The 24,460-nt window shown below is 68.0% G+C and carries 30 protein-coding genes and 1 other RNA gene; 18 read left to right on the top strand and 13 right to left on the bottom strand.

The genetic code is table 11. The features are described 5' to 3' along the window. Together ACT4N8_RS13230 and ACT4N8_RS13225 are read right to left on the bottom strand one after the other, a co-directional pair. On the bottom strand, positions 1-1,038 hold a 1,038-nt coding region (locus tag ACT4N8_RS13230), incomplete at its 3' end, for a 1,9-bis(guanidino)-5-aza-nonane synthase (protein ID WP_444858591.1). Positions 1,039-1,140: 102 nt separating this feature from the next. Further along, positions 1,141-2,379, bottom strand: a complete 1,239-nt coding sequence (locus ACT4N8_RS13225; RefSeq protein ID WP_444858590.1) for a type III PLP-dependent enzyme — start codon at positions 2,377-2,379, stop codon at positions 1,141-1,143. A 140-nt stretch (positions 2,380-2,519) separates the two neighbouring features. Between ACT4N8_RS13225 and ACT4N8_RS13220 the strand changes: the two genes are divergently transcribed. Beyond that, on the top strand, positions 2,520-3,470 hold the full coding sequence (locus ACT4N8_RS13220) for a threonine ammonia-lyase (RefSeq protein WP_444858589.1): 951 nt from the start codon (positions 2,520-2,522) through the stop codon (positions 3,468-3,470). On the opposite strand, the gene ACT4N8_RS13215 is transcribed toward ACT4N8_RS13220, so the two are convergent. Further along, positions 3,443-3,673 carry a hypothetical protein gene (locus ACT4N8_RS13215; protein WP_444858588.1) on the bottom strand — a complete coding sequence of 77 codons (231 nt, stop codon included), beginning with the start codon at positions 3,671-3,673 and terminating at the stop codon, positions 3,443-3,445. The two genes, ACT4N8_RS13220 and ACT4N8_RS13215, sit on opposite strands and share 28 nt — an antisense overlap. Before the next feature lie 67 nt (positions 3,674-3,740). On the opposite strand from ACT4N8_RS13215, the gene ACT4N8_RS13210 reads away from it, so the two are divergent. Together ACT4N8_RS13210 and ACT4N8_RS13205 are read left to right on the top strand one after the other, a co-directional pair. Further along, the gene (locus tag ACT4N8_RS13210) at positions 3,741-3,908 is read left to right on the top strand and encodes a hypothetical protein (protein ID WP_444858587.1); all 168 of its coding nucleotides are present in this window, start codon (positions 3,741-3,743) and stop codon (positions 3,906-3,908) included. After that, complete coding sequence (locus tag ACT4N8_RS13205; RefSeq protein ID WP_444858586.1) at positions 3,905-4,708, top strand: arginine deiminase family protein; 804 nt, start codon at positions 3,905-3,907, stop codon at positions 4,706-4,708. The genes ACT4N8_RS13210 and ACT4N8_RS13205 overlap by 4 nt, the downstream gene beginning before the upstream one ends. On the opposite strand, the gene ACT4N8_RS13200 is transcribed toward ACT4N8_RS13205, so the two are convergent. After that, positions 4,677-5,333, bottom strand: a complete 657-nt coding sequence (locus ACT4N8_RS13200; RefSeq protein ID WP_444858585.1) for an alpha/beta hydrolase — start codon at positions 5,331-5,333, stop codon at positions 4,677-4,679. The genes ACT4N8_RS13205 and ACT4N8_RS13200 overlap by 32 nt on opposite strands. A gap of 133 nt (positions 5,334-5,466) precedes the next feature. Between ACT4N8_RS13200 and ACT4N8_RS13195 the strand changes: the two genes are divergently transcribed. From ACT4N8_RS13195 to ACT4N8_RS13150, 10 genes are all read left to right on the top strand, one after another. Further along, positions 5,467-6,561: a cysteine desulfurase family protein gene (locus tag ACT4N8_RS13195; protein WP_444858592.1), complete on the top strand. Its 1,095-nt coding sequence runs from the start codon at positions 5,467-5,469 to the stop codon at positions 6,559-6,561. Further along, positions 6,558-6,893, top strand: a complete 336-nt coding sequence (locus ACT4N8_RS13190; protein ID WP_444858584.1) for a 2Fe-2S iron-sulfur cluster-binding protein — start codon at positions 6,558-6,560, stop codon at positions 6,891-6,893. Before ACT4N8_RS13195 ends, ACT4N8_RS13190 begins: the two co-directional genes overlap by 4 nt. 75 nt (positions 6,894-6,968) lie before the next feature. Further along, positions 6,969-7,856: a class A beta-lactamase gene (bla, locus tag ACT4N8_RS13185; protein ID WP_444858583.1), complete on the top strand. Its 888-nt coding sequence runs from the start codon at positions 6,969-6,971 to the stop codon at positions 7,854-7,856. 34 nt (positions 7,857-7,890) lie between these two features. Then, complete coding sequence (locus ACT4N8_RS13180) at positions 7,891-8,130, top strand: type II toxin-antitoxin system ParD family antitoxin (protein WP_444858582.1); 240 nt, start codon at positions 7,891-7,893, stop codon at positions 8,128-8,130. Between the two features lie 26 nt (positions 8,131-8,156). Beyond that, positions 8,157-8,411, top strand: a complete 255-nt coding sequence (locus tag ACT4N8_RS13175; protein WP_444858581.1) for a type II toxin-antitoxin system RelE/ParE family toxin — start codon at positions 8,157-8,159, stop codon at positions 8,409-8,411. Between the two features lie 93 nt (positions 8,412-8,504). Next, positions 8,505-9,497, top strand: coding sequence for a S66 peptidase family protein (locus ACT4N8_RS13170; RefSeq protein ID WP_444858580.1), 993 nt, complete (start codon positions 8,505-8,507; stop codon positions 9,495-9,497). Positions 9,498-9,542: 45 nt separating this feature from the next. Next, entirely contained in the window at positions 9,543-9,794 is a 252-nt protein-coding gene (locus tag ACT4N8_RS13165) for a hypothetical protein (protein ID WP_444858579.1), read from the top strand. Positions 9,795-9,890: 96 nt separating this feature from the next. Beyond that, positions 9,891-9,987, top strand: an RNA gene (gene ffs / locus ACT4N8_RS13160) — signal recognition particle sRNA small type. Between the two features lie 336 nt (positions 9,988-10,323). Then, complete coding sequence (locus ACT4N8_RS13155) at positions 10,324-11,913, top strand: DNA polymerase III subunit gamma/tau (protein WP_444858578.1); 1,590 nt, start codon at positions 10,324-10,326, stop codon at positions 11,911-11,913. After that, on the top strand, positions 11,914-12,237 hold the full coding sequence (locus ACT4N8_RS13150; RefSeq protein WP_444858577.1) for a YbaB/EbfC family nucleoid-associated protein: 324 nt from the start codon (positions 11,914-11,916) through the stop codon (positions 12,235-12,237). Positions 12,238-12,253: 16 nt separating this feature from the next. Here ACT4N8_RS13150 and ACT4N8_RS13145 read toward each other — a convergent pair whose 3' ends face one another. From ACT4N8_RS13145 to ACT4N8_RS13125, 5 genes are all read right to left on the bottom strand, one after another. Then, positions 12,254-12,799, bottom strand: a complete 546-nt coding sequence (locus tag ACT4N8_RS13145) for a hypothetical protein (RefSeq protein ID WP_444858576.1) — start codon at positions 12,797-12,799, stop codon at positions 12,254-12,256. Beyond that, entirely contained in the window at positions 12,796-13,275 is a 480-nt protein-coding gene (locus tag ACT4N8_RS13140; RefSeq protein ID WP_444858575.1) for a hypothetical protein, read from the bottom strand. The genes ACT4N8_RS13145 and ACT4N8_RS13140 overlap by 4 nt, the downstream gene beginning before the upstream one ends. Before the next feature lie 117 nt (positions 13,276-13,392). Then, entirely contained in the window at positions 13,393-14,094 is a 702-nt protein-coding gene (mtgA, locus tag ACT4N8_RS13135) for a monofunctional biosynthetic peptidoglycan transglycosylase (protein WP_444858574.1), read from the bottom strand. A gap of 16 nt (positions 14,095-14,110) precedes the next feature. Then, positions 14,111-15,013, bottom strand: coding sequence for an RNA polymerase sigma factor RpoH (rpoH, locus tag ACT4N8_RS13130; protein ID WP_444858573.1), 903 nt, complete (start codon positions 15,011-15,013; stop codon positions 14,111-14,113). Between the two features lie 59 nt (positions 15,014-15,072). Next, complete coding sequence (locus ACT4N8_RS13125) at positions 15,073-16,029, bottom strand: RluA family pseudouridine synthase (RefSeq protein ID WP_444858572.1); 957 nt, start codon at positions 16,027-16,029, stop codon at positions 15,073-15,075. A gap of 118 nt (positions 16,030-16,147) precedes the next feature. Between ACT4N8_RS13125 and ACT4N8_RS13120 the strand changes: the two genes are divergently transcribed. Then, positions 16,148-16,783, top strand: coding sequence for a histidine phosphotransferase family protein (locus ACT4N8_RS13120; protein WP_444858571.1), 636 nt, complete (start codon positions 16,148-16,150; stop codon positions 16,781-16,783). On the opposite strand, the gene ACT4N8_RS13115 is transcribed toward ACT4N8_RS13120, so the two are convergent. The 4 genes from ACT4N8_RS13115 to ACT4N8_RS13100 form a co-directional block, all read right to left on the bottom strand. Next, positions 16,780-17,976, bottom strand: coding sequence for an ABC transporter permease (locus tag ACT4N8_RS13115; RefSeq protein ID WP_444858570.1), 1,197 nt, complete (start codon positions 17,974-17,976; stop codon positions 16,780-16,782). The genes ACT4N8_RS13120 and ACT4N8_RS13115 overlap by 4 nt on opposite strands. 61 nt (positions 17,977-18,037) lie before the next feature. Continuing rightward, complete coding sequence (locus tag ACT4N8_RS13110) at positions 18,038-18,955, bottom strand: ABC transporter ATP-binding protein (RefSeq protein ID WP_444858569.1); 918 nt, start codon at positions 18,953-18,955, stop codon at positions 18,038-18,040. Further along, a complete protein-coding gene (locus ACT4N8_RS13105) occupies positions 18,952-19,932 on the bottom strand; it encodes an HlyD family secretion protein (RefSeq protein ID WP_444858568.1) in 981 nt (326 codons plus the stop codon). The genes ACT4N8_RS13110 and ACT4N8_RS13105 overlap by 4 nt, the downstream gene beginning before the upstream one ends. Beyond that, positions 19,929-20,564 carry a TetR/AcrR family transcriptional regulator gene (locus ACT4N8_RS13100; protein ID WP_444858567.1) on the bottom strand — a complete coding sequence of 212 codons (636 nt, stop codon included), beginning with the start codon at positions 20,562-20,564 and terminating at the stop codon, positions 19,929-19,931. Before ACT4N8_RS13100 ends, ACT4N8_RS13105 begins: the two co-directional genes overlap by 4 nt. A gap of 144 nt (positions 20,565-20,708) precedes the next feature. On the opposite strand from ACT4N8_RS13100, the gene ACT4N8_RS13095 reads away from it, so the two are divergent. The 4 genes from ACT4N8_RS13095 to ACT4N8_RS13080 form a co-directional block, all read left to right on the top strand. Continuing rightward, positions 20,709-23,003, top strand: coding sequence for a chemotaxis protein CheA (locus ACT4N8_RS13095; protein ID WP_444858566.1), 2,295 nt, complete (start codon positions 20,709-20,711; stop codon positions 23,001-23,003). Then, complete coding sequence (locus ACT4N8_RS13090) at positions 22,996-23,430, top strand: chemotaxis protein CheW (RefSeq protein ID WP_444858565.1); 435 nt, start codon at positions 22,996-22,998, stop codon at positions 23,428-23,430. The genes ACT4N8_RS13095 and ACT4N8_RS13090 overlap by 8 nt, the downstream gene beginning before the upstream one ends. A gap of 62 nt (positions 23,431-23,492) precedes the next feature. Then, entirely contained in the window at positions 23,493-23,855 is a 363-nt protein-coding gene (locus ACT4N8_RS13085) for a response regulator (protein ID WP_444858564.1), read from the top strand. Continuing rightward, the coding region (locus ACT4N8_RS13080) for a response regulator (protein ID WP_444858563.1) at positions 23,855-24,460 on the top strand (606 nt) is incomplete at its 3' end. The genes ACT4N8_RS13085 and ACT4N8_RS13080, both read left to right, overlap by 1 nt.

Raw genomic sequence — 24,460 nt, 5'->3', positions numbered from 1 at the left:
GCCGAAGGCGCGCTTTGCCCGCTCGCGCCAGTGGCCGCGATGGTAAGCGTCGCTGGCGAGCAGCGGCACCACCGTCGTCGCCTCGGCGAAGACCATCTGCTCCATCGCGGTCGAGACCTTGCCCCAGCTGGCTGCCTCCTGGAGGGTGGAGGAGGAGCAGGCGCCGTCGCGCACGTCGGCGACGGTGATCTGCACCGCATATTTGTGCACCTCGACATCCTCGTGGCCGAGGATCTCGGCGCAGACCACGGTGTCCTGGATGAAGTTCTTGGGCACGCCGCCGCCGATCATCAGCAGTCCCGTGGTGCCCGCCTCGATTTTGATGTCGGTGAGCTCGCGGAAATCGGCGATCGAATCGATGGTGAGATAGGGCTTGCCCGCCTTCATCCGGTCGACCTGATGCTTGACGAGGCCGAAGCCCGCCGAGCTGTCCGTGAAGGCGGGGCAGAAGATCGGCACGTCATGCTCGTAGGCGAGCTTGACCAGGCTGTTCTCCTTCTTGCCGTTCGCGACGAGCCACTTGCCCATCTCGCGGATGAACGCGCGGGAGGAGTAGGCTTTCGGCTCGAGGCTGTTCGCGATGGCGCCGATCGTATGATCGGTCTGCTGCAGCGATTCCTCGTCGATATAGGTGTCGTAGATGCGGTCGATATAGAGCGAGCGCAACGTGTCGTCGTCAGGAATTTCAAGCGCTTGATAGTGCTTGTGGCCAAGCGCTTCGAAGAAATCCATGTCGACGATCGCGGCCCCGGTGGCGACGATCATGTCGACCATGTTGTTGCGCACCAGCTCGGCATAGAGGTCCATGCAGCCGCCCGCCGAGGTCGAGCCCGCGATCACGAGCGCGATCGAGCAATCGGGGTCGGCGAGCATCATGTTGTAGATTTCCGCCGCCCGGCCGAGGTCGCGGCTGGAGAAGCTCATCTTCTTCATCGCCTCGACGATCGGGCGCGCGTCGAAGCTGGTGATGTCGATATGCTCGACCTCGGTCGACAGCAGCTCCGCCTTGCGGGTGTCGTTGATCGGGGCGTCGGTCATTCTTGAATCTCCATTACCGCCGTCACCCCAGCGAAGGCTGGGGTCCAAGCGGAGTCCGTATGGCTGCCAGCCTCCGCTGGCATGACGATTGAGGGGCAGGCGTTACAGCGTCACGACGTTCGACGGAACCGCGCGTTCCCGCTCTTCGCCGCCGTAGAGGGTGGCCATCGGCTCGTCCTCGGCGACCAGCTTCACGTCGGCGCCGAAGCCGTTGAAGCCGGTGCGCATCGCGCAGCCATAGGCGCCGAGCATGCCGATCTCGAGATAGTCGCCGGCGGCGACGTCGGCGGGGAGCAGGAACGGCCCCGCCATATGGTCGAGATCGTCGCAGGTCGGCCCGTAGAAGCTGAATGCCATGTCCCTTGCCTCCGACGGCGACTCGCGCAGCAGCCGCACCGGAAAGCGCCAGCCGACATGGGCGGCGTCGAACAAGGCGCCATAGGCGCCGTCGTTGATGTAGAGCGTGTCGCCGCGGCGCTTCTCGACCCGCACCACCACGCTCGCATATTCGGCGCAGAGCGCGCGGCCGGGCTCGCACCAGAGTTCGGACGAATAAGAGACGGGAAGGTCCTCGAAGGCGTCGTGGATGACCTCGAAATAGGTCTCCAGCGGCGGCGGCTCCATGCCGGGATAGGTCGATGGGAAGCCGCCGCCGACATCGACGATGTCGACGGTCACCGCCGCCTCGACGATCGCGGCGCGCAGGCGCTCCATCGCCTCGCGATAGGCGGCCGGGCTCATCGCCTGGCTGCCGACGTGGAAGCAGATGCCGAGCGCGTCCGCCGCTTGGCGGGTCGCCATCAGCAGCGACTTCATCTCGCCGGGCTCGGCGCCGAACTTGGCGGCGAGGCTGAGCTTGGAATGATCGGAGGAGACGCGGATGCGGACGAGCAGGTTGAGGTCGCTCGCGGCGACACCGTCGGTCGCGGTCGCGCGCAGGATCTTCTCCAGCTCCTCCTCGGTGTCGAGGCTGAAGGTGCGCACCTTGTGGCTGAAATAGGCCTCGGCAATCGCCTCCTCGGCCTTCACCGGGTGCATGAAGCAGAGCACCGCCTCGGGCAGGGTCTCCGCGACCAGACGTACCTCGGCGATCGAGGCCACGTCATAATGGGTGACGCCTTCCTCCCAAAGGATGCGCAGGAGGTCCGGAGAGGGATTGGCCTTCACCGCATAGAGCGACCGGCCCGGAAACCGCTCCACGAAGAAGCGCGCCGCGCGCCGAGCGGCGTGCGGACGAATGAGCGTCACCGGCTGAACCGGGCGCAGCTTGGCGAGAGCGATGCCGCTGGCGGCACCGAAAGGGGCGGTAGCTAGCCCCAGCGCGCGATGATGGCTGTGCAACTCAAGGGACCTCCAACAGGATCGTTGACGAATAAGCTGCCTTGCGGTTGGAAGTCCCCATGGGGCAGCGCCGCGCGATATATGGGCGTCGGACCCCCATGTAAAGACCTGCGAATTCCCTCTTTTCTCCAGAGGCTTGCATGCAAGAAAGAAGACCCACGGCGAGCGGTGTCAGGGCTGCGGCGGAGCGCATTGCCGATGCAGTGACGAAAACGCCGCTACTCCCGCTCGATTGGAAGGGAAGGCGGCTCTGGGTGAAGGCGGAATGCCTGCAGCAGGGCGGTGCCTTCAAATTGCGCGGCGCGAGCAACCGGCTCCTTCAGCTCGACGCGGCCGGGCGCGCGCGCGGCGTGGTCGCTTTCTCCTCGGGCAACCATGCCCAGGGCGTCGCGCTTGCCGCGCAGCGCCTCGGCATCGCCGCGACCATCGTCATGCCAGCCGACGCGCCGGCGGTGAAGGTCGCGGGCACCCGCGCCGCGGGGGCGGAAATCGTCTTCTTCGATCGCGCCAGCGAGAGCCGCGAGGCGATCGGCGCGCGCCTCGCGGCGGAGAGCGGCGCGACGCTCGTTCCCTCGTTCGACGATGTCGACGTGATCGAGGGGCAGGGCAGCGTCGGCGTCGAGATTCGCGATCAGCTCGGGGCGCCGCCGCCGATGGTGCTCGTCCCCTGCGGCGGCGGCGGCCTCTCCGCCGGGATCGCGCTGGCGCTGCCGGAGAGCGAGATCGTGATCGTCGAGCCGGAAGGCTGGGACGACATGGCGCGCTCGCTCGCGGCGGGGGAGATCGTCCCCGTCGCCGAGCCCGCCCCGCCGACAAGCTGCGACGCGCTGCAGACCAAATTGGTCTCCCCGCTCACCTTCGCCGCGCTGAGCGAGGCCGGCGCGCGCGGCCTCGCGGTGAGCGAGGAGGAAGTAGCCGAGGCGATGCGCTTCGCCTTCCGGGCCCTGCGCCTCGTCGCCGAGCCGGGCGGCGCGGTCGCGCTCGCGGCGGTGCTCGCCGGCAAGGTCGATCCGCCGGAGGGGAGCGTGATCGTCGTCTCGGGCGGGAATGTCGATCCGGGGCTTTACGCGGAGCTGTTGTCCGCCGGCTGAGCCATCGCGGCCAGCAGGCGGGTCAGCGCCTCGATTTCGGCAGCGCTGCCCCGGATACCGCGGGCAAAGGCTTCGGCGTCATGACCCGGCCGGGCGAGCGCGGCGCTGTCGATCAGGCTGTCGAGCAGCCGCGACACGCCCGGCAGGACCGCGCCCTCGATCGCGCCGAGCGCGCCGTCGAACTGGCGATGATCGTGCTTCACGGGCGCGACGCTAGGCCGCCCCGCTTAAGCCTTTGTGAAAGCCGCCCGCGCATGCGATCAGCGCGCGATGACCGGCACCGCCGCCCTCCTCATGTCGCTCCTGATGCTCGCCGCCTTCGCGCTCGCCGCGGGCGGCGTCTGGCTGATCGCGATGGGCAGGGACCGCGGGAAGGGCGCCCTCATGCTACTCGCTGCCCTGGTGATGCTCGGCAACGTCCTGATCTGGACGCTGTGAGCGTCTTCGCCTTCGATTCGGCGTTGGTGCGGACGCCGGGGCTCGAGGTGGTCGAGGGCCTGCGCGCGCACCGGGGCGAAGGGCCGTCTTACGCAGGCGTCCTCGCCGAGCATCGCGCCTATGTTTCGGCGCTCGAGGCGGCGGGGCTGGCCGTCGAGACGCTCCCGCCGCTGCCCGGCCATCCCGACGCGGTCTTCGTCGAGGATCCGGCCTTCGTGCTCGCGGAGGGCGCCGTTCTGCTCCGGCCGGGCGCGCCGAGCCGGATGGATGAAGCCGCCGCGCTCGCCCCGGCGCTCCGCGCCCGCTTCGATACGTTGGTGGAGCTGGACGAGGGCTTCGCCGACGGCGGCGACATATTGATCCTGCCGGATGGGATATTGATCGGCCTCTCCGCGCGCACCGACAAGCGCGGCGCCAAGCGCTTCGTCGAGCTGATGGCGATGCTCGGCCGCGAGGCCCGGATCGTTGCGACGCCCGAAGGCACGCTTCACCTCAAGAGCGGCTGCGCCCTGCTCGACGAGGAGACGGTCGTCGCTACGTCCGCGCTGGCCGCATCCGGTTGCTTCGAAGGCCTGGAGATCGTCGTCACGCCCGAAGGCGAGGAAGCCGCCGCGAACCTGCTGCGCGTCAACGGGTGCGTGCTGATCGCTGACGGCTATCCGCGCACGGCCGAGCTGGTCGCCGCGCGCGGCTACGCGCCGGTCGTGCTGCCCACGGCGGAAATCGCGAAGATCGATGCAGGCCTGTCCTGCATGTCGCTGCGCTGGCTCAGCGGATCGGGCAGCTCGGGTCGAGCCTGAAATCGAGATAGTCGTCGACCGCCTTCATCAGCAGGTCCATCTCGTTGACGAAGAAGTGGTTCGCGCCCGGGATCGTCTTGTGCTCGATCGTGATGTGGCGCTGGGTGCGCAGCTTGTCGACCAGCTTCTGTGTGGCGAGCGGGGTCACGACCTCGTCCGCCTCGCCCTGGATGATGATGCCGCTGGCGGGGCAGGGGGCGAGGAAGGAGAAATCGTACATGTTGGCGGGCGGCGCGATTGAGATGAAGCCGCGCGCCTCGGGCCGGCGCATCAGCAATTGCATGCCGATCCAGGCGCCGAAGCTGAAGCCGCCGATCCAGGTCGTCTCCGCCTCGGGATGGATTTGCTGGACCCAGTCCAGCGCGCTCGCCGCGTCGGAAAGCTCGCCGATGCCGTTGTCGAACACCCCCTGGCTCTTGCCGACCCCGCGGAAATTGAAGCGCAGGGTGGCGAAGCCGCGCCGCACGAAGGTCTTGTAGAGCGCGAGCACGATCGCATTGTTCATCGTGCCGCCACCCTGTGGGTGCGGATGGAGGATCATCGCGACCGGCGCGCGGGGGCGCGGGCCCGGGCTGAAACGGCCTTCGAGACGGCCCTCGGGGCCGGGGAAGATGACTTCGGGCATGGCGATTCGTTCCGGGATTCAAATCGCCGCGAGGGGGTTCCGGCGGCGAGGCGAAGCGCCCTATATAGAGGTCGGTTCCAAATCGCAACTTTTGCGAATCGTTCGCAACAACCTCGCGGATCGCGGCAATTCGATGTATTATCTCGACTATCAGGCGACCACGCCGCTCGCGCCCGAAGCGCTCGAGGCGATGCTGCCCTGGCTCAGCGGCCCGAGCAGCGACGGGTTCGCCAATCCCTCGAGCCAGCATCGCGCCGGCCGCGCCGCTTCGGTCGCCGTAGAGCTGGCGCGCGAAGCGGTTGCCACGCTGCTGCCTCCGGGCGGCCGGATCCATTTCACCTCGGGCGCGACCGAGGCGCTGAACTGGGTCCTGACGACCGGCCCGCGCATCGCCCCGGGCGGCCTCGCGGGCAGTGCGATCGAGCATCAGGCGGCGCTCCAGCCGATAGAGACCCAAGGAGGGACGCTGATCCCGGTCGACAGGGACGGCCTCGTGCCGCCGCCGGACGAGGTGGAGCTACCCGCGGGCGGAATCGTCGCTTTGATGCTGGTCAACAACGAGATCGGCACCATCCAGCCCGTCGCGGCCTATGCCGAGGCCGCCCACGCCAAGGGCAGCCTGCTGCTCTGCGACGCGGTGCAGGGCTACGGCCGGATGGCGATTCCCGAAGGGCCGGACCTGATCGCGATCAGCGCGCACAAGATTCACGGGCCCAAGGGCATCGGCGCGCTGTGGGTCCGCAACGGCATCAAGCTCCCGCCCTTGCTGCTCGGCGGCGGGCAGGAGCAGGGGCTGCGCTCGGGCACCGTCTCGCCGGCCCTGGTCGCCGGCTTCGGCGCCGCCGCCAGGGTCGCGGCGGAGCGGATGGAGGTGGACGCCGCGCACGTCGCCCGCCTCTGGGACGTCGCCACCGCCATGCTCGGCGACTGGACGATCAACGGCTCGACCGCGCACCGCTATCGCGGCAACCTCAACGTCCGGCGCGACGGGGTGAACGCGGTCCGCCTGATGTCCGACGTCCGAGACGTCGCGTTCAGTTTGGGCAGCGCCTGCGGCAGCGGCTCGGGGAAGACCAGCCACGTGCTGCGGGCGCTCGGCCTCTCGGAGCGCGAGACCCATGCCAGCATCCGCCTCGGCTTCGGCCGCTACACGACCGAGGAGGAATTGAAGGCCGCGCTCGGCCTGATCGTCGAGGCGGCCGAGCGCCAGCGCAATCTCGCCGCATGACTTTGGTGCGTTTCATCTCCGCCGACGGATCGAAGGTGCAGGAGGTCGAAGGCGCCCCCGGCGAGCGCCTGCTCGACATCGGCCAGAATGCCGGCCTGCCGCTCGAAGGCACGTGCGAGGGGCAAATGGCCTGCTCGACCTGTCACGTCATCGTCGCCGCCGAGGATTTCGCCAAGCTGCCCAAGGCGAGCGAGGAGGAGGAGGACATGCTCGATCTCGCCTCCCACGTCACCCGCCATTCGCGCCTGTCCTGCCAGATCTGGCTGACGGAAGGCCTGGAATCGCTCACCGTCCGCATCCCCGGCGGCGTCCACAACATGCAGGGGCGCTAAGGCCTCTCCTGAGATTTTCTGGTGCTGCCCGCGCGGATGCTCCTCGCTAGGGCTGGCGGGAAGGAGAGACGCCCGATGATCGACCGCCGCCATTTCCTGATCGGCACCGCCGCATTGGTCGCCTGCACCGGGGCGCCGGTCGCGAGCCGCGACACGCAGGCGGAGCGCGCCGGGGCCGAGCCCGATTTCGCCCCGATCCTCGCCACCCTTGGCGCCGGCGCCCGCCTCGGCGTCCGCGCGGTCGACACGGGCAACGACCGCACGCTCGGCCACGACGCCGACGGCCGCTATGCGATGTGCTCGACGTTCAAGGCACCGCTCGCCGCGCTGATGCTCGCCGAGGTCGACGCCGGCCGCCACGCCCTCGCCGAGGAGGTGCCCATCTCCCGCACCGACCTCGTCCCTTATGCTCCGGCGGTCGAGGCGGCGCTGCCGCGCGGGCGGATGAGCGTGGAAGAGCTTTGCGTCGCCGCGGTCCAGCTCAGCGACAATGCCGCCGCCAACCTCCTCCTCGCCCGGCTTGGCGGCCCGGTGGGCTTCACCGCCTTCGTCCGCCGCTGCGGCGATGCGGTCACGCGGCTCGACCGGATCGAGCCCGAGATGAACCGCGTCGGCCCCGGCGACCCGCGCGACACCACGAGCCCGGCGGCAATGGCCGGCCTGATGCGCGCGCTCCTCCTGGGCGACGTCTTGACGCCAGCTTCCCGCGCCCGCTTCGCCGCCTGGCTCGAGGGCACCAGCACGGGCCGCGAGCGCCTCCGCGCCGGGCTACCCGCCGGCTGGCGCGCCGGCGACAAGACCGGGACCGCAGGCAGCTTCAGCAACGATGTCGCCATCGCTTGGCCGCCCGGCCGCGCGCCGCTGCTGATCGCGTCGTATATCGACGCGCCGGAGAGCGACACCTCGACCCGCAACGCGGCGCATGCGGCGGTCGCCAGGCTGGTCGCGGCGGCGTTCGGCTGATTGTCGCCGATGGCAATCTTTGCTATAAGGTCGCATGGCCACGATGAACATCTCGCTGCCCGACGACATGCGCGCTTATGTCGAGGCGCAGGTCAAGGGCGGCTTCTACGCCAATTCCAGCGATTTCATCCGCGCGGCGATCCGCGAGCATAAGGAGTCGCTGGAGCGCTTGGATGACCTGATTCAGGAGGGGCTCGACAGCGGCTGGAGCGAAGAGAGCTTCGACGAGATCATCGCGGGTGCGCGGAGACGAACCAAATCGCGCGCCGCCTGAGATTTTCGGCCGCCGCACGCGCGGATTTGATCGAAATCTGGACGTTCGGCGCGGAGCAATGGGGCGAGGCGCGCGCTGACGAATATGCCGCCATGCTGCGCCACGTGGCGATGGGCTTGCTCGAATTTCCGCGCCTGGGTCCTTCCTATGCGGGCCGGCACGCAGAATTTCGGTCCATCAAGGCCGGCGCACATCGGATCGTCTATCGGCTGCGGGACGAAAGGATCGAGATTGCGCGCGTATTCCACTCTCGCATGGATCCGAAGCGTCACCTCGGCTGAGCTCCGACCCTTCCAGTCGCGCAGCCCGGGCCGCATTGCTATGGCAGCCCGATGCTGAGTCGTCGCACCATGATCCAGGCGCTGGGCGCATCCATGCTTCCGCTTCCCGCTGCCACCGCCTCGGCGGCGCTGCCCGCGCGGCGCCGTGCCCCGCGGCTGCGGCAGGGCGACACGGTCGGCCTGATCGAGCCGGCCGGCTTCACCGCCGACAGCTTCGATCTCGATCTCGTCCTGGAGACGGTCCGCGCGATGGGGCTGGTGCCGCGCGCCGCGCCCAACATCCTCAGCCGCCACGGCTATCTCGCCGGCACGGACGCGGAGCGCGCCGCCCCGATCAACGCGATGTTCGCCGATTCCGAAGTGCGCGCGATCTTCGCGGTGCGCGGCGGCTGGGGCTCGGCGCGGGTGCTCCCGCATCTCGATTTCGATGTAATCCGGGCCAATCCCAAGCTCGTCGTCGGTTTCAGCGACATCACCGCGCTCCACCTCGCGCTCGCGGCGCGAACCGATTGCCCCACGATCCACGGCCCCAATGCGGCGAGCGCCTGGGGCGGCCTGTCCTGGGATTCCTTTCGCCGCCTCGCCTTCGAGGGCGAGACGCCGACCTGGCGCAATCCCGAGGGCAATGACGACCGCCTCGCCCAGCGCAGCGGCCGCATCCGCACCTTCCGACCGGGCCGCGCCGCGGGGCCGCTGCTCGGCGGCAACCTCACCGTGCTCAGCGCGCTCGTCGGCACGCCCTGGCTCCCCGATTTCGACGGCGCGATCCTGTTCCTCGAGGATGTCGACGAGGCGCAGTACCGGATCGACCGCATGCTCACCCAGCTCGGCCTCGCCGGCATTCTCGGCCGCGTCGCGGGCGTGGTCTTCGGCCAGTGCACCAATTGCGCCGCCTCCGGCCCGTCGCTGGGCGGCTTCACCTTGTCCGAAGTCCTCGCCCACCATCTCACCCCGCTCGGCGTCCCCGCCTTCCAGGGCGCCCTGTTCGGCCATGTCGCCGATCAGTTCAGCCTCCCCGTCGGCAGCCGCGCCGAAATCGACGCGGCGGCGGGCACGATCCGGATGCTGGAGCCGGTGGTGGGATAAGACCGCTCGATTGCGACTCTGGTTCCTGAACGATATCGAAGACGGATGATCGAGGGCCTTCAGCAAGACGCTGCGTATGCCGCGCGTGTTATCCGCGCCTTTCTCGATGGAGCATGCGGCGATTACGACTGGGATGACTTCACATCCTGCTCGCTGAGCGACCCGGATGCAGACAGCATCAGATTGCGTGCCGCTCGCGTGCCTTTGCCGGGCGGAGATGACGAGCGGCGAACACTGATCGCGTTAGCCGAAGAAGCCGAGAGCTTGGCTCGAGGAACGGCCGCCGGGCGCTCATAGGGGCGCCTGGACTGCCAAGTCGCGACAGCCAGTCCTTGCCATACTGGCCTTGCCGCCTCCGCTTGCATCCCCGCGCCTCCCGGCCCATATGCGCCGCGGGAGTCGGGCGGACGGTGCTCTCGCCAACCCGGTCAGGTCCGGAAGGAAGCAGCCGTAACGAGTTTCTGTCGCCGGGTCGTTCCGGCTCCCACCTTTCCCGCTCCACCTGAACCATCGTCATTCCAGCGAAAGCTGGAACCTCCGTTCTTTTTTTGTTCTTTCCTACAGCGGCTCGAAAGCGTTATCCTGGCGCCCATGCCGCGCCTCCGCGCCCCTCTTGATTCGCCGATCTCCCGCTTCCTTGCGGGCGGATGGACCCCCCTTATCCGTATGACATTCGCGCCATTCATGCCATTCGCGCGGTTCGGCGGGGCCGCATTCGCCGGTCCGAAAGCTGACAAAGGCGACACGATCGCCCTGGCGAAGCTCTCAAGTCCGTCAGCTTTGACGGTCTTCGACAGCCGCCGGTCGAACGGCTAGAGTGGGGGCGATGTCCGATTCCCCCCAGCCCTACCGCGTTCTCGCCCGCAAATACCGGCCGCAAAGCTTCGCCGAGCTGATCGGGCAGGAGGCGATGGTGCGCACCCTCGCCAACGCGATAAAGCGCGACCGGCTCGCCCATGCTTTCCTCCTCACCGGCGTGCGCGGGGTCGGCAAGACCTCGACCGCGCGGCTGATCGCCAAGGCGCTGAACTGCGTCGGCCCGGACGGGGCGGGCGGCCCGACGATCGAGCCGTGCGGGCAGTGTGAGCCCTGCCGCGCGATCGCCGAGGGGCGCCATATCGACGTGATCGAGATGGACGCCGCTAGCCACACCGGCGTCGAAAACATGCGCGAGATCATCGAGGCGGTGCGCTACTCGGCGGTGTCGGCGCGTTTCAAGATCTACATCATCGACGAAGTGCACATGCTCTCGAAAAGCTCGTTCAACGCACTTCTGAAGACGTTGGAAGAACCTCCTCAACATGTTAAGTTTTTATTCGCCACGACCGAAGCCGACAAGGTGCCGGTCACGGTCCTCTCGCGCTGCCAGCGCTTCGATCTGCGGCGCATCCCCGCCGACCGGCTCGGCGCCCATTTCGGCGAGGTCGCGAAAGCGGAAGGGGTCGAGGTGGAGCCCGAGGCATTGGCCTTGATCGCCCGCGCGGCCGAGGGGTCGGCGCGCGATGGCCTCTCGATCCTCGATCAGGCGATCGCCCATGGCGGGCGCGGAGTGACCGCGGAGCAGGTCCGCTCCATGCTCGGCCTGTCGGACCGCGCCGCGGTCCGCGATCTGCTTGGCCTGCTGCTGAACGGCGACGCGCCGAGCGCTCTCACCGCGCTCAAGGACCAGTACGATCTCGGCGTCGAGCCCTCGGCGGTGATCCGCGGCCTGCTCGAGGCGGTGCACGGCATCACCCGCGCCAAGGTCGGCGGCGCCGCCGATCCGGCCCAGTCGGCCGAGGAGCGCGAGGCCTATGCCGATTGGTCGGTCAAGCTCAGCTACGCCGCGGTCCACCGCCTCTGGCAGCTGCTGCTCAAGGGCCTGTCCGAGGTCCACAATGCGCCCTCGCCGGTCGAGGCGGCCGAGATGGCGCTGCTGCGCGTGATCCACGCCGCCGATCTGCCCGATCCCGGCGAACTCGCCGCCAAGCTTGCTTCCGGAGAGAGTGTGTCGGTGTCCGCATCAGCCGCGCCAAAGGCGGAGAGCCAGGCCGAGCTGCTCCAACTGCCGGAGACCTTCGTCCAAATGGTCGCGCTGGTCGAGCGCGCGGGCAAGCCCCATCTCGCCCAGCAGCTCCACGATTTCGCCGGCGTCGTCCGCTATGCCCCGCCCGAGCTGGCGATTCGCCCGACCAAGCCGCTGCCGGGCGATTTCACTCGCGATCTCGCCGCGATCCTGAAGGCCGCGACCGGCCACACATGGCGGGTCGGCCTCGCCGAGGGCCAGGCCGAGCCGACCTTGCGCGAACAGGAGCTTGAAACCGAGCGCCGGGCCGAGCAGAGCGTGCGCGGGATGCCGGTGGTGAAGGCCGCGTTCGAGGCTTTCCCGGATGCCGAGCTGGTTCACCACGCAATGGACGAACAACGGAGCGCATGAATGCCTGACTTCAACGAGATCATGAAAATGGCGCAGGAGGCGCAGGCCAAGCTCGCCGAGGCGCAGCAGAATCTCGACCGGATCGAGGTCGAGGGCGCGTCGGGCGGCGGCATGGTCAAGGTGCGCGCCTCGGCGGTCGGCCGGGTGATCAGCATCGAGATCGACGAGAGCCTGCTGCAGCCATCGGAGAAGCAGATGGTCGAGGACCTCGTCGCCGCCGCGATCAACGACGCCCGCGCCAAGGCCGACGCCGCCAGCCAGAACGCGATGCGCGAAGCCACCGGCGGCCTGCAATTGCCGCCGGGCTTCAAGATGCCGTTCTAGGCCAATGATTCCCGCTTTAGCTGGGGATCTCCACGAAATTGGGATCCCACGCCCGCAGTTGCTGCCAGCGCTTGCCGAGCGCTTCCTTCACGGCGTCGCTGAGGTTGCGGCAGTGTTCTTCCGGCTGGTAGCGGAGCATCAGTCGGGCCCGGAGGGCATTGTCGAACGCCTCACCCCGGGAGCTTGAGCGGGCCGCGACGCGTCTCAGTTCGGGCATGTTGCAGGAAATCGGGTAGGATCGCGCGATTTCTCGAACGAACGGCTCGGATCCGGGAGGTATGCTGATCCGCAGGGTCACGATGTCCCATTCCGGCGCGACATGCCGCGAACCATCTTCGGCATAGCGCAATTGGAAGGTGTAAACGCCTGGGCTCAGCTGTCGGACGTAACTGTTGCCCTGTCGAAGCAGCCGAATCTGGGTGTCGGCGCCGTCCTTGATCGCGATTATTGACTGGGGTGGCGTACCGAGGATGCTGAGTTCCACGCGCCGCGTCTGGGCTTCAACGGGCGTCGCACCCAGCACGACAAACGCGAGAGCGATCAGTTTCATCAGGCCCTTCACTGCTTCTTCCTCACCTGAGTAATGCCCAGAACGGCAGCCAAGGCGACGACCCATGCGCCGATCGCCCAAGAAGAGAATGCGGTAACGTTCGCCTCGAGCTGCCGGTGCGAAATATTGATGTGCTCGGGGACATTCTGGGAAACCTCTCGTCCCAGCTCGGTGGCGCAGATCAAGACCCAGATGGAAACCGAAGTCGCGAGGCCGATAAGGATCACGCCCGAAGCGAGCCAAATGTAGCGGGGGCCAAGCACGGCAACGCCGGCCGCCAACCCTGCCATTATGATGACGTTAAGCGCTCCGAAGAGCGTGGTTGCCGTTCCGCCCGAGGTCATCAGATAGAAAAGCTCACCAGAAAGAGAGGCGGCGGTGACGCTCTTGGCGACGATCGCTATCGCGATCCACAGGAGAAAAAGGGCGCCAAGAGAAATGAAGCCAATCGCGATTGCCGCGGCGGTTCTCTTCTGCGCCTCGTTCATGGTTGCGACCCCCTCGTCGAAACACGGACAAGTATAGCACATAGTCGAGCCGAATACGATTCTGGCACGCAGCTGCGGGCCAGGTTCCGGCAGCGCGATTATCCATAATATTCACGGTCATACGCAACCGTCCAGCCCGTCGCGCTGGACCGAGGCCACGCGCGCGGCGATGATGTTGCCGTAGCGGCGGGTGAAGCCGCCCGGCGCGATCGCCTCGCGGCGCTTGGGCAGGGGCAGGACGGCGGCGATCCGCGCCGCTTCCTGGCGGCTGAGCCGCGAGGCGTCGTGGCCGAAATAGCGCTGCGCGCCGGCATTGACGCCATAGGTGCCGATCCCGGTCTCGGCGACGTTGAGATAGACCTCCATGATCCGCCGCTTCGACCAGAGATTCTCGATCAGGAAAGTGAACCAGGCCTCGAGCCCCTTGCGGAAAAAGCCGCCGCCCTGCCAGAGGAAGGCGTTCTTCGCGGTCTGCTGGCTGATCGTCGAGCCGCCGCGGATCACGCCGCGGCCGGCCTGATTGCGCCGCCAGGCTTGCTCGATCGCCTCGCGGTCGAAGCCGTTGTGCGAGCAGAACTTGCTGTCCTCTCCGGCGATCACCGCGCGCACCATCTCGCGGTCGATCCGCTCGATCGCCATCCACTCGCGCGTGACGCCGTTGCCGCCGATCGCATCCCCGAGTTGGGTGAAGGTGATCGGCGGGTTCACGAAGCGGTAGAGTAAAACCCAGAGCACGCTGCCGATCAGGAAGATCAGCAGCCCTTTCCAGAGCCAGCCGAAGATACGGCGCAGCCATCCGCGCCGCTTCACGACCGGCACAGGCGCCTCGACGGCCTCAGGCCGCGGAAAGGAGCCTGCGCTCGCCGGCAAGGTTCATCAGCGCCTTTTGCAACTTTTCGAACGCGCGCACCTCGATCTGGCGGATGCGCTCGCGGCTGACGTCGTAGACCTGGGAGAGCTCCTCCAGCGTCTTCGGCTCGTCGGTCAGCCGCCGTTCGGTCAGGATGTGGCGCTCACGGTCGTTCAAGGCCTCCATCGCCTCGATCAGCAGTTCGTGCCGGACCTGCGATTCCTGCGCCTCGGCGACGCGCTCGTCCTGGAGCGGCTCGCTGTCGACGAGGAAGTCCTGCCAGCTGCCCTCACTGTCGTCGCGCAGCGGCACGTTCAATGAGGTATCGCCGCCCATGGCCATGCGCCGGTTCATCGAGACGACGTCGTCCTCGCTGACGCCGAGATCGGTAGCGATCTTGGTGACGTCCTCGGGCTTGAGGTCGCCATCCTCGAAGGCGTCGATCTTGCTCTTCATCCGCCTGAGATTGAAGAACAATTTCTTCTGTGCAGCGGTGGTGCCCATCTTCACGAGCGACCAGCTGCGCAGGATATATTCCTGGATCGATGCGCGAATCCACCACATCGCATAGGTGGCGAGACGGAAGCCGCGCTCGGGCTCGAACTTCTTCACGCCCTGCATCAGGCCGATATTGCCCTCGCTGATCAGCTCGGAGGTGGGCAGGCCATAACCGCGATAGCCCATCGCGATCTTGGCGACGAGGCGCAGGTGGCTGTTGACCAGCTTGGCCGCCGCATCGGTGTCCTGATGCTCGGTCCAGCGCTTGGCCAGCATATATTCCTCTTCCGGGGTCAGGATCGGGAATTTCTTGATCTCGGCGAGATAGCGGTTGAGGCCCGCCTCGCCGCCGCTCGCCGGAATCGTCGCAATCTTCCTACCCACAGCCATGATTCACACACACTCCCTGGTGCCGTATCCTTATAATACACCGCGCCGGCACATAAAAGCTATACGGTGAGCGCCCTCAACAGTTCCTGAATATCAGACGGAAGGGGGCTTTCAAACGTCAAGTTTTCTTTCGAAACTGGATGGACGAAGCCGAGCGAAGCCGCGTGCAGCGCCTGGCGACGAAAATCGAGCCTTTTCAGCACGTCCCGATGCTCCGGGCGGGTTCGACCGTAGACCGGATCGCCGAGCAGGGAATGGCCGATCGAGGCCAGGTGGACGCGGACCTGATGGGTCCGGCCGGTTTCGAGCCGGCATTCGACCAGGCTCGCGCCCTTCAGCGGCTCGATCGTCCGGTAATGGGTCACCGCCCGTTTGCCCCGATTCGCCGCGACGATCGCCATTTTCTTGCGGTTCGCCGGAGAACGGGCGAGGGGGGCGTCCACCGTCCCGCTCGCCGGCTTGGGCAGTCCCGCCACGACCGCCAGATAGCGCCGCGCAATGCTATGCTTCGCGAACTGGGCGGCGAGGCCCTCGTGCGCCCGATCGTTCTTGGCGACCACGAGCAGACCGGACGTGTCCTTGTCGATGCGGTGGACGATTCCTGGCCGCGCCACCCCGCCGATCCCGGAGAGCCGCCCCGCGCAATGGTGAAGCAGGGCGTTGACCAGGGTGCCGTCGAAATTTCCCGCTGCCGGGTGGACGACCATTCCCGCCGGCTTGTTCACGACGAGCAGGTGTTTGTCCTCGAAGACGATGTCGAGCGCGATGTCCTGCGCCTCGTTGTGGGCCGGCGTCGGTTCGGGAACCGCAACTTCGTAGATGGCGCCAGGAACCGCCTTCACCGCCGGATCGCGCACCGGCGCGCCCGCGGGATCGGTGACCGCGCCCGCACCGATCAGCGCCTTCAGCCGCTCCCGCGACAGCGTCGGCACCGCCGCGGCCAGCGCCCGGTCGAGGCGCCAGTCCACCGCATCCTCGGCAATGCGTGCCTGAATGATGGAATGTCCCCCCGACATCGAACATGCGAGTTGGGGTTTCGGTGCGATTTTTCAAGATCGCCCCGCTGCCCTTGCATCCCCGATTCCGAGCGTTCAATAGAACCCGTATCGCGTTGGAAACAGGGGCTCAGGCGGCATGAAATCGCACGAATTCGCATCCTTGCTCTGCTCCCGCCTCTGTCACGACCTGCTCTCGCCCGTCGGCGCGCTCAACAACGGCATCGAGTTGCTTGCCGACGAACATGATCCGGAAATGCGCGCCCGCTGCCTTGATCTGCTCGCGGAAAGCGCGCGCGCTTCGGCCAACAAGCTCAAATTCTTCCGCCTGGCCTTCGGCGCCGCCGGGGGCTTCGCCGACGTGGTCGACACGCGCGAGGCGCGCACCGCGATCGAGGGCCTGTTCGGCGGCGACGGCCGGATTCAACTGGGCTGGATGATCGACGAGAGCGCGATGAGCAAGGCGGCGCTGAAGGTGCTGCTCAACATCGTCCTCATCGCCGGGGATTCGCTGGTGCGCGGCGGCAGCCTCGACATCGGCGCCGAGCGCGGCGAGAACGGGCTCGATATTGTCGTCCGCGCCGAGGGCAACCGGATCGTCCTCGATCCCGAACTCAAGAAGGTCCTCGTCGGCGAGACGAGCGAGGACGAGGTCGCCCCCCGCGCCGCCGCCGCCTGGCTGGTTCACCTCCTCGTCGAGGAAGGCGGCGGCCGCCTCCAGGTCGCCGACGAGACAGAGAACATGCTCCTGATCGGGGCGAGCTTGCCGGCTTAATCCAGCGTCGTCCTGTATCTCGCTAGCGCCAGCGCTGCGACGGCGAAGACGAAGACGGCCAGCGCGAGCAGGCTGGGGGCCATGTCGGCGAAACTCTGTCCCTTAAGCAGGGCGCCGCGCACCACGCGCAGGAAATGGGTGACCGGGATGAAGGTCCCCAGCCATTGCGCCCATTCGGGCATGCCGCGGAACGGGAACATGAAGCCGGAGAGCAGGATCGAGGGCAGCAGATAGAAGACCGAGAGCTGCATCGCCTGGAGCTGGGTGCGGGTCAGGGTCGAAATCAGGAACCCCAAAGCGAGCGAGCCGATGATGAAGAGGGCGGTGCCGAGGATCAGCCCGGCCCAGCCGCCCGCCATCGGCACATCGAACAGGATTCGCGCGACGATCAGGATCAGCGCGGTCTGGATCATGCCGACGATGACGAACGGGGCGAGCTTGCCGATCATCACCTCGATCGGCTGGACCGGCGTCGCGAGCAGGCTTTCCATCGTGCCGCGCTCCTGCTCACGCGTCACGCCGATCGCGGTCATCATCACCAAAGTCAGCGTCAGCACGATGCCGAGCAGGCCCGGGACGATATTGTAGGCGGTGATGTTCTCGGGATTGTAGCGGCGGTGGATGACCACCTCGAACGGCTGGCCGAGTTCGGCGGGCGGGGACACCGCACCGACAAGATCGTGACGCAGCGCCTCGGCCGGCAGCCGGCCCAGCGCCGCCAGCGCACTCCCCGTCGCGGTCGGGTCGGTGGCGTCGGCCTCGACCAGGATCTGCGCCCGGTCGCCGCGCACGACGCGGCGGGTGAAGTCGCCGGGAATGGTGATCGCGAACTGGACCTGGCCGGTGCGGACGAGCTGGTCGAGCTCGGCGGGGCTGCGCGCCTGGTGGGTGATCCGGAAGTAGGACGTATTCTCGATCCCCGAGAGCACCGAGCGCGCGTAAACGCTGTTCTCCTGGACGAGCACCGCGATCGGCAGGTGCCTCGGATCGGTGTTGATCGCGTAGCCGAAGAGCAGCATCTGGATCACCGGGACGGCGAGGATCAGCGCATAGGTGATGCGGTCGCGGGTGAGCTGGATGAACTCCTTGACCAGCACCGCGACCATCCGGTCGAGCGAGAAGCTTTCGCCCCTTCCCGTCGCCGTCGCCCCGGCGGAGGCCGGGGTCTCGGGACCAGATGGCACGGGCGTCATTGCCGAGCCTCTTTCGGCCTGAGGTCCCGGCCTTCGCCGGCATGACGGGAGGGGGCGCAGGTCACTGGAAATTGTCCTCGACGCCGCTCATCAGGTGGATGAACACGTCCTCAAGCGTCGGCTCGGTCCGCGCCCAGCGAAACGGCGGTCTTTGGTAGGGCGCGAGGGCGCGCTCCAGCGCCTCGGCGTCGCCGCCGCTGACGTGGCGGGCGAGGCCGAAGGGCGCGGCCATCTCGATCGCGGGATTTTCGAGCAATTCGGGCGCGAGCCGGTCGATGCCGGGGCCCTCGCCGCGCCAGGTGGCGAGCTTCGCCGCCTGGATCACGTCGTCCGCCGTGCCGCGCGCGAGCAATTCGCCATAAGCGATATAGGCGATGTCGTGGCAGCGCTCGGCCTCGTCCATATAATGGGTCGAGACGAGCACGGTGAGGCCGCGCGCGGCGAGCTCGTGGATCTCGTCCCAGAAAGCGCGGCGGGCCTGCGGGTCCACCCCGGCGGTGGGCTCGTCGAGCAGCAGCAATTGCGGCTCGTGCAGCGTCGCGACGGCGAGCGCGAGCCGCTGCTTCCAGCCGCCCGAGAGCGTGCCGGCGAGCTGCCGCCGCCGCTCGGCGAGGCCGAGCTGTGCCAGCGCCTCGCTAACTCGCTCGGCCCTCCGGTCGAGGCCGCGGATGCGGGCGGCGAACTGGAGATTCTCCTCGACCGTCAGGTCTTCGTAAAGCGAGAAACGCTGGGTCATATAGCCGGTGCGCCGCTTGATCTGCCAGCTCTCCGAGAGGATGTCGAAGCCTAGGGCGGTGCCGGTCCCGCTGTCCGGCGTCAGCAGGCCGCAGAGCATGCGCAGGGTCGTCGTCTTGCCCGAGCCGTTCGGACCGAGAAAGCCGGTGATTCGCCCTTCCTCGACCTGGATCGAGAAATCCTTCACCACCCGCCGTCCGACGAACGACTTGTTCAGATCGTGCACGTCGATCGCGACGCTCATGGCCGGATGCCGATCGGATAGACGTCGACCGGCAGGCCCGGGACCAGCGCCGCGCCATCGTCCGGCCGCGCCTCGACCATGAAGACGAGCCGGTCGCGCGATTCGCGGCTGTAGATCACCGGCGGGGTGAATTCGGGGCGCGGGCTGACGTAGGAGATGGTCGCGGCGAGCCGGTCCGGGCAGCCGTCGCAGCGGAAGCGGACACGCTGACCGGGCCGGTAGGCAGCGACCGCCGTTTCGGGGACGAAGAAGCGGACGAAAATCCGGTCGTCGGGGATCAGGGCAACCACCGGCTGGTTGGCCGGCGCCCATTCGCCGCGCTGGAAGAAGACGTCCTCGATCCGGCCGGCCGTCGGCGCGATCGGGGAGAGGTTCTGAAGCCGCGCCCCGGTCTCGGACAGCCGCGCCCGGGCCTGAGCGACGCGAGCGTCGGCGGCGCGGACCTGCTCCTGCCGCTGGCCCAATGTGGCGACCTCGATCCGCCGCCGCGCCGCGTCGAGCCGAGAGGCGGCACTTTCATAGGCCGCGCGCGCCTCGTCGAGCCGGACCCGGGCGTAGATGCCGCGCCGGACGAGCTGCTCGGCCCGGTTCAATGCGATCCGCGCCTCGCGCGCCGCTGCTTCGGCCGCGTCGCGGTCGGCCTCCAATATGGCGATCTCTGCGGGCCGCTGGCCGAGCCGCGCGTCGCTTGCCTGGGCGCGCGCTGCCTCCAGCTCGGCCGCCGCCTGCTGCCCCTGCGCGCGCTGCTGGTCGGGCTCGATCAGGAAGAGGCCCGCGCCCGCCGCGACCCGCAGACCGCGGCGGACGCCGATCGCGCTGACCTCCCCGGCGGTCGCCGCCGACAAATAGAGCGTCTCGCCCTCGATATAGCCGGAGAAGGTCGGCGCCGCCTGGAATTGCGGCGCGAGCAGCCGCCAGACGAGGAAAGTTAAGGCGAGACCGGCGAGGACGAGGATGATCAGCCGCTGCGGCTTCATGGCTCGCGCTCCAGAAGCAGCCCGCCCAGCACCGTCTCGGCATGCTGGCGGGCGATGGCGGGAAGGTCGAGCGCGGCGCCGCCCACCGGCGTGAAGGTCTCGCGCCAGAGCATGCCGATCAGCATCGGCCCCATGATCGAGAAGGCATGGGTACGCGGATCGCCGGGGCGCACTTCGCCTCTGGCCTGGGCACGCTCGATCAGCCCGGCGATCAGGCCGACCGCCTTCAGGATCACGTCGTCGTGCCAGACCTTGGCGAGCTCGGGGAAGTTGCGCGATTCGCCGACCACCATCTTGGCGACCGCGCCGATCGGTGCTCTCGTCACGATCTCGGCGAAGCGGGGGAGGAACAGCCGCAGCAGGTCGGCGAACGGCAGGTCGGCCGCCTCGAAGGCCGCGCGCACCGTCTCGACGTTGGGCACGACGACCTCGCGCACCACCGCGCGGAACATTTCCTCCTTGGTTTCGAAATAGAGGTAGAGCGTACCCTTGGAGACGCCCGCGCGCTTCGCGATCTCCTCGATCCGCGCGCCGGCGAAGCCTTTTTCGGAGAACACCTGGAGCGCCGCGGCGACGATGTCGCCCGGCCGCTCCTCCTTGCGCCTGCGCCATTTGGGTTCGGGCTTCGCCATCGTCCACGACTCGCAAATAAATGACTGGTCAGTCAGTAACTCGTTTCCGTGTAGGAGTCGAGCGCGATCGCGCCGGGCGCGAGTAAACGGCTTGTTTACCAACGCTCCGCCATAGCTCTCCCACCGCGTTCGGAAACGGGGCCGATGGACGAACTGATCAACGATTTCCTCGCGGAAACCCGCGACATGATGCAGGCCCTCTCCGGTGCGATCGTCGCCTGGGAGGCGGACCCGTCCGACCGCGCCCGCCTCGACGAGATTTTTCGCTTCGTCCACACCGTAAAGGGCAATTGCGGCTTCTTCGATCTGCCGCGGCTGCAGCAGCTTAGCCACGCGGCCGAGGACGCTCTCGCCGCGGTTCGCGCCGGGCGCCGCGCGCCCGATGCCGCTTTAGTCAACGCGGTGCTCTCGATCATCGATCGGATCGGCGAGCTGGTCCACGCGCTCGAAACCGGCGAGGCGCTTGCCGACGAGGATGACGAGCCGCTGATCGTCGCGCTGAACGGCGAGGTGGCCGCTCCGGCTCCGGCGCCGGAGCCCGCCGCCGCGCCCGCCGAGGTCGAAAGCCGCAAATCGGTGCGCAGCATCCGCCTGTCGGTCGAGCTGCTCGACCGGATGATGAACGGCGTTTCCGACGCCGTGCTCGCCCGCAACGAACTCTCGCGGCGGCTGCGCGCGCTGCCGCCCGACGTCGCCGTCGAGGCGGCGTTCGAGCGCATCTCGACCTGCATCGCCGAAATCCGCGACGCCATCACCCGCACCCGTATGCAGCGCGTCGACAGCCTCTTCGCCGGCCTGCCGCGCATGGTCCGCGATCTTTGCGCCGAGCTTGGCAAGCAGGTCCGGCTCGAAGTGGACGGCGGCGACGTCGAGCTGGACCGCGAGATGATCGAGATGATCCGCGATCCGCTCGGCCACATCGTCCGCAACGCGATCGACCACGGCATCGAGGCGCCCGAGGCGCGCGCGGCGGCCGGCAAGCCGAAGACCGGCCGGCTCAAGGTCTCCGCGCGTCAGGCGGGCAACCAGATTCTAATCGAGGTCGCCGACGACGGCCGCGGCATCGATGACGAGGCGCTGGTCCGCAAGGCGGTCGCCGCCGGCATCCTGTCCGCCGATCGCGCCGATCTGCTCAGCGCCGCCGAGCGGACCGAGCTGGTTTTCGCGCCCGGTCTCTCCACCGCCGGCCAGGTCACGGCCATTTCCGGCCGCGGCGTCGGCATGGATGTGGTCCGCGCCAATGTCGAGCGGATCGGCGGCCTCGTCGATCTCGACTCGCGCGACGGCGACGGCGTCCGCCTGCGCATCCGCGTCCCTCTGACACTAACCATCATCCCCGCCCTAACCGTCACCGCCGCCGGCCAGATTTTCGCGATCCCGCGCTCGGCGATCGACGAGATTTTGCGCGCTTCCGGCAACGCGGTTCGGATCGACCGGATCGGCGAGGCCGATGTCGCGACGGTGCGCGGGCGCCGAGTCCCTCTCGTCGGCCTGCCCGGCTTGCTCGGCGTCGACAGCGAAGCGCCCGCGGAGGAACGCAAGATCATCCTGCTGAAGCCGGCGGGCGGCGACGTCTATGCGCTCTCAGTCGATGCGGTCCACGACCATGAAGAGCTTGTCGTGAAGCCGGCCGCGCCGGCCGTGATGGCTGCCGGCATTTACGCCGGGACCACGCTCAACGACGACGGCCGCCCGATCCTCGTGCTCGATCCGTCCGGCATGGCGAAGCGCGCGCAACTGCGCTTCGAGGCGATCGAGCAACCCGCCCGCCACGTCGCCGAGGCGGAAGCGGAGGCGGCACGGGCGGAATCGACCTTGCTCCTCTTCCGCGGCCTTGACGGCGGCGCTCGCGCCGTTCCCGTCGCTCTGGTCGAGCGAATCGAGGACGTCCCGGCCGAAGCTGTCCGCTTCAGCGCCGGCAAGCTGCGCGTCGTGCTCGGCGAGAGAATCATGCCGCTCGCCGGTTGCAGCGAAGCACCCGGCGAGGGCGTGCTTCGCATCCTGCGGCTGACCGACGGCGTCGCGGAGCTTGCCTATGGCTTCGCCGAGGTGATCGATATCCGCTCGCTCGCGATCGAGATGCAACCTTCGCCCGCGCCGGGCGAGGTCGGCGGTGTCGCGCTGATCGACGGGAATCAGGTCGAGCTGATCGATCCCTATTGGCTGTTCGCGGCGCATGCCGACTCCGCCCGCGAAGAAGCCGAGCCGCCGGTCTGCGCGATTCCGCCGGGCGACCCTTGGATGGAGAATATGCTGAAGCCGCTGATCGAGAGCCTCGGCTATCGCGTGGTGACGGCGGCGGACGGTATCCAGGCCGACATCAGCATCGACAGCGAAGGCGAGACACTGCAAATCGCGGGCGACGCGATCCATCGCTACGACCGCGCCGGCCTGTTGACCGCGCTGAGCCGGGGCGCGTGGAGGAAATCGCATGGCTGAGCTGCTCCTGATCGTCACCCTGGCCGGGCGCCGGATCGCGCTGCCCGCGTCCGAGGTCGAGGCGGTGGTCGAGCTGGAAGGGATCACGCCGGCGCCCTGCACCGCGCCCCACGTCGCGGGCCTCTCCTCGCTGCGCAGCCGGGTCCTCACCGTGATCGACGGCCTCGCCGCGCTCGATTTCGGGCGCGCCGAGGCGGGCGGGCTCGCCAATGCGATCGTCGTTCCCTCGGGAGGTCATACCTATGCTTTGCTTGTCGACGGCGTCGAGGACGTGGTCGAGGCGAGCGCAAGCGCGATGCCGGTCGGCGCGCCGGTCGGCCCGGGCTGGGACCGGGTCGCGACCGGCATGGTCGAGGCGAATGGCGAGCTCCTGCTTTGCGTCGATCCGCACCTGCTCATCGCGGGACCTGCGGCTCAGGCGGCTTAACCCCTTAAAGTTGTGCTTACTTTTTCCCACTAAGGCCAGGCGAGGCCACGGAGCACCAGTACATGAAGAGTTGTCTTATCGTCGACGATAGCAAGGTGATCCGCAAGGTCGCCCGGCATATCCTCGAAACGCTCGAATTTCGCGTCGACGAAGCGGAGCATGGCCGCGAGGCGCTCGACCGCTGCGAGGCGGAGATGCCCGACGTCATCCTGCTCGACTGGAACATGCCGGTGATGAGCGGGATGGAGTTCCTGCGGGCGCTTCGCCAGGGCGCCCATGCCGCGCAGCCCAAGGTGGTCTTCTGCACGACCGAAAACGACCTGTCGCATATCCGCGCCGCGATCGAGGCCGGCGCGGACGAATATGTGATGAAGCCGTTCGATCGCGAGACGCTTCACAGCAAGCTGCAAATCGTCGGCTTCTGATGAACGCGCACAGCGCCTCGATGCGGCGGCGGCCCGAGCGATCGGCCGAACCGCCGATCCGGCTGATGATCGTCGACGATTCGACGGTCGCCCGCGCCGTGCTTTCGCGCATCGTCGCGGTCGAACCCGATTTCGAGCTGGTCGCCGAGGCGGGAAGCGCCGCCGAGGCGATCGATGCGCTACGGACCCTCGACGTCGACGTGATCCTGCTCGATCTCGAAATGCCGGGCGGCAGCGGCCTGGAAGCCCTGCTCGGGATTCTTCGCGCAAGCGGCGGCGCTCGCGTCCTGATCGTCTCGTCGATGGCCGAAGACGGCGCCGAAACCACCGTCCGCGCGCTGGCGCAGGGCGCCGCCGACACTCTGCCCAAGCCCGGCGCCGCGGATTTCGCCGGCCGCTTCGCCGACGTCCTCGCCGACCGGCTCCGCCGCCTCGGCCGCGCCGTCCGCGCACCGGAGCCGGCCGCTGCGGCCGCCAATTCCGAGCTCGTGCTTCGCGACATGCCTGAAGGACCGGTCGGGTGCCTTGCCCTCGGCGCGTCCACCGGGGGATTGCCCGCGCTGATCGATTTCCTGGCCGCATTGCCGGCCCGGCTCGCGGCGCCG

It is taken from the genome of Sphingosinicella sp., from assembly GCF_052387495.1.
Classification (GTDB): Bacteria; Pseudomonadota; Alphaproteobacteria; order Sphingomonadales; family Sphingomonadaceae; genus Allosphingosinicella.
The sequence above is the reverse complement of the archived record's forward strand: the minus strand, read 5'-3'. Positions and strand labels throughout refer to the sequence as shown.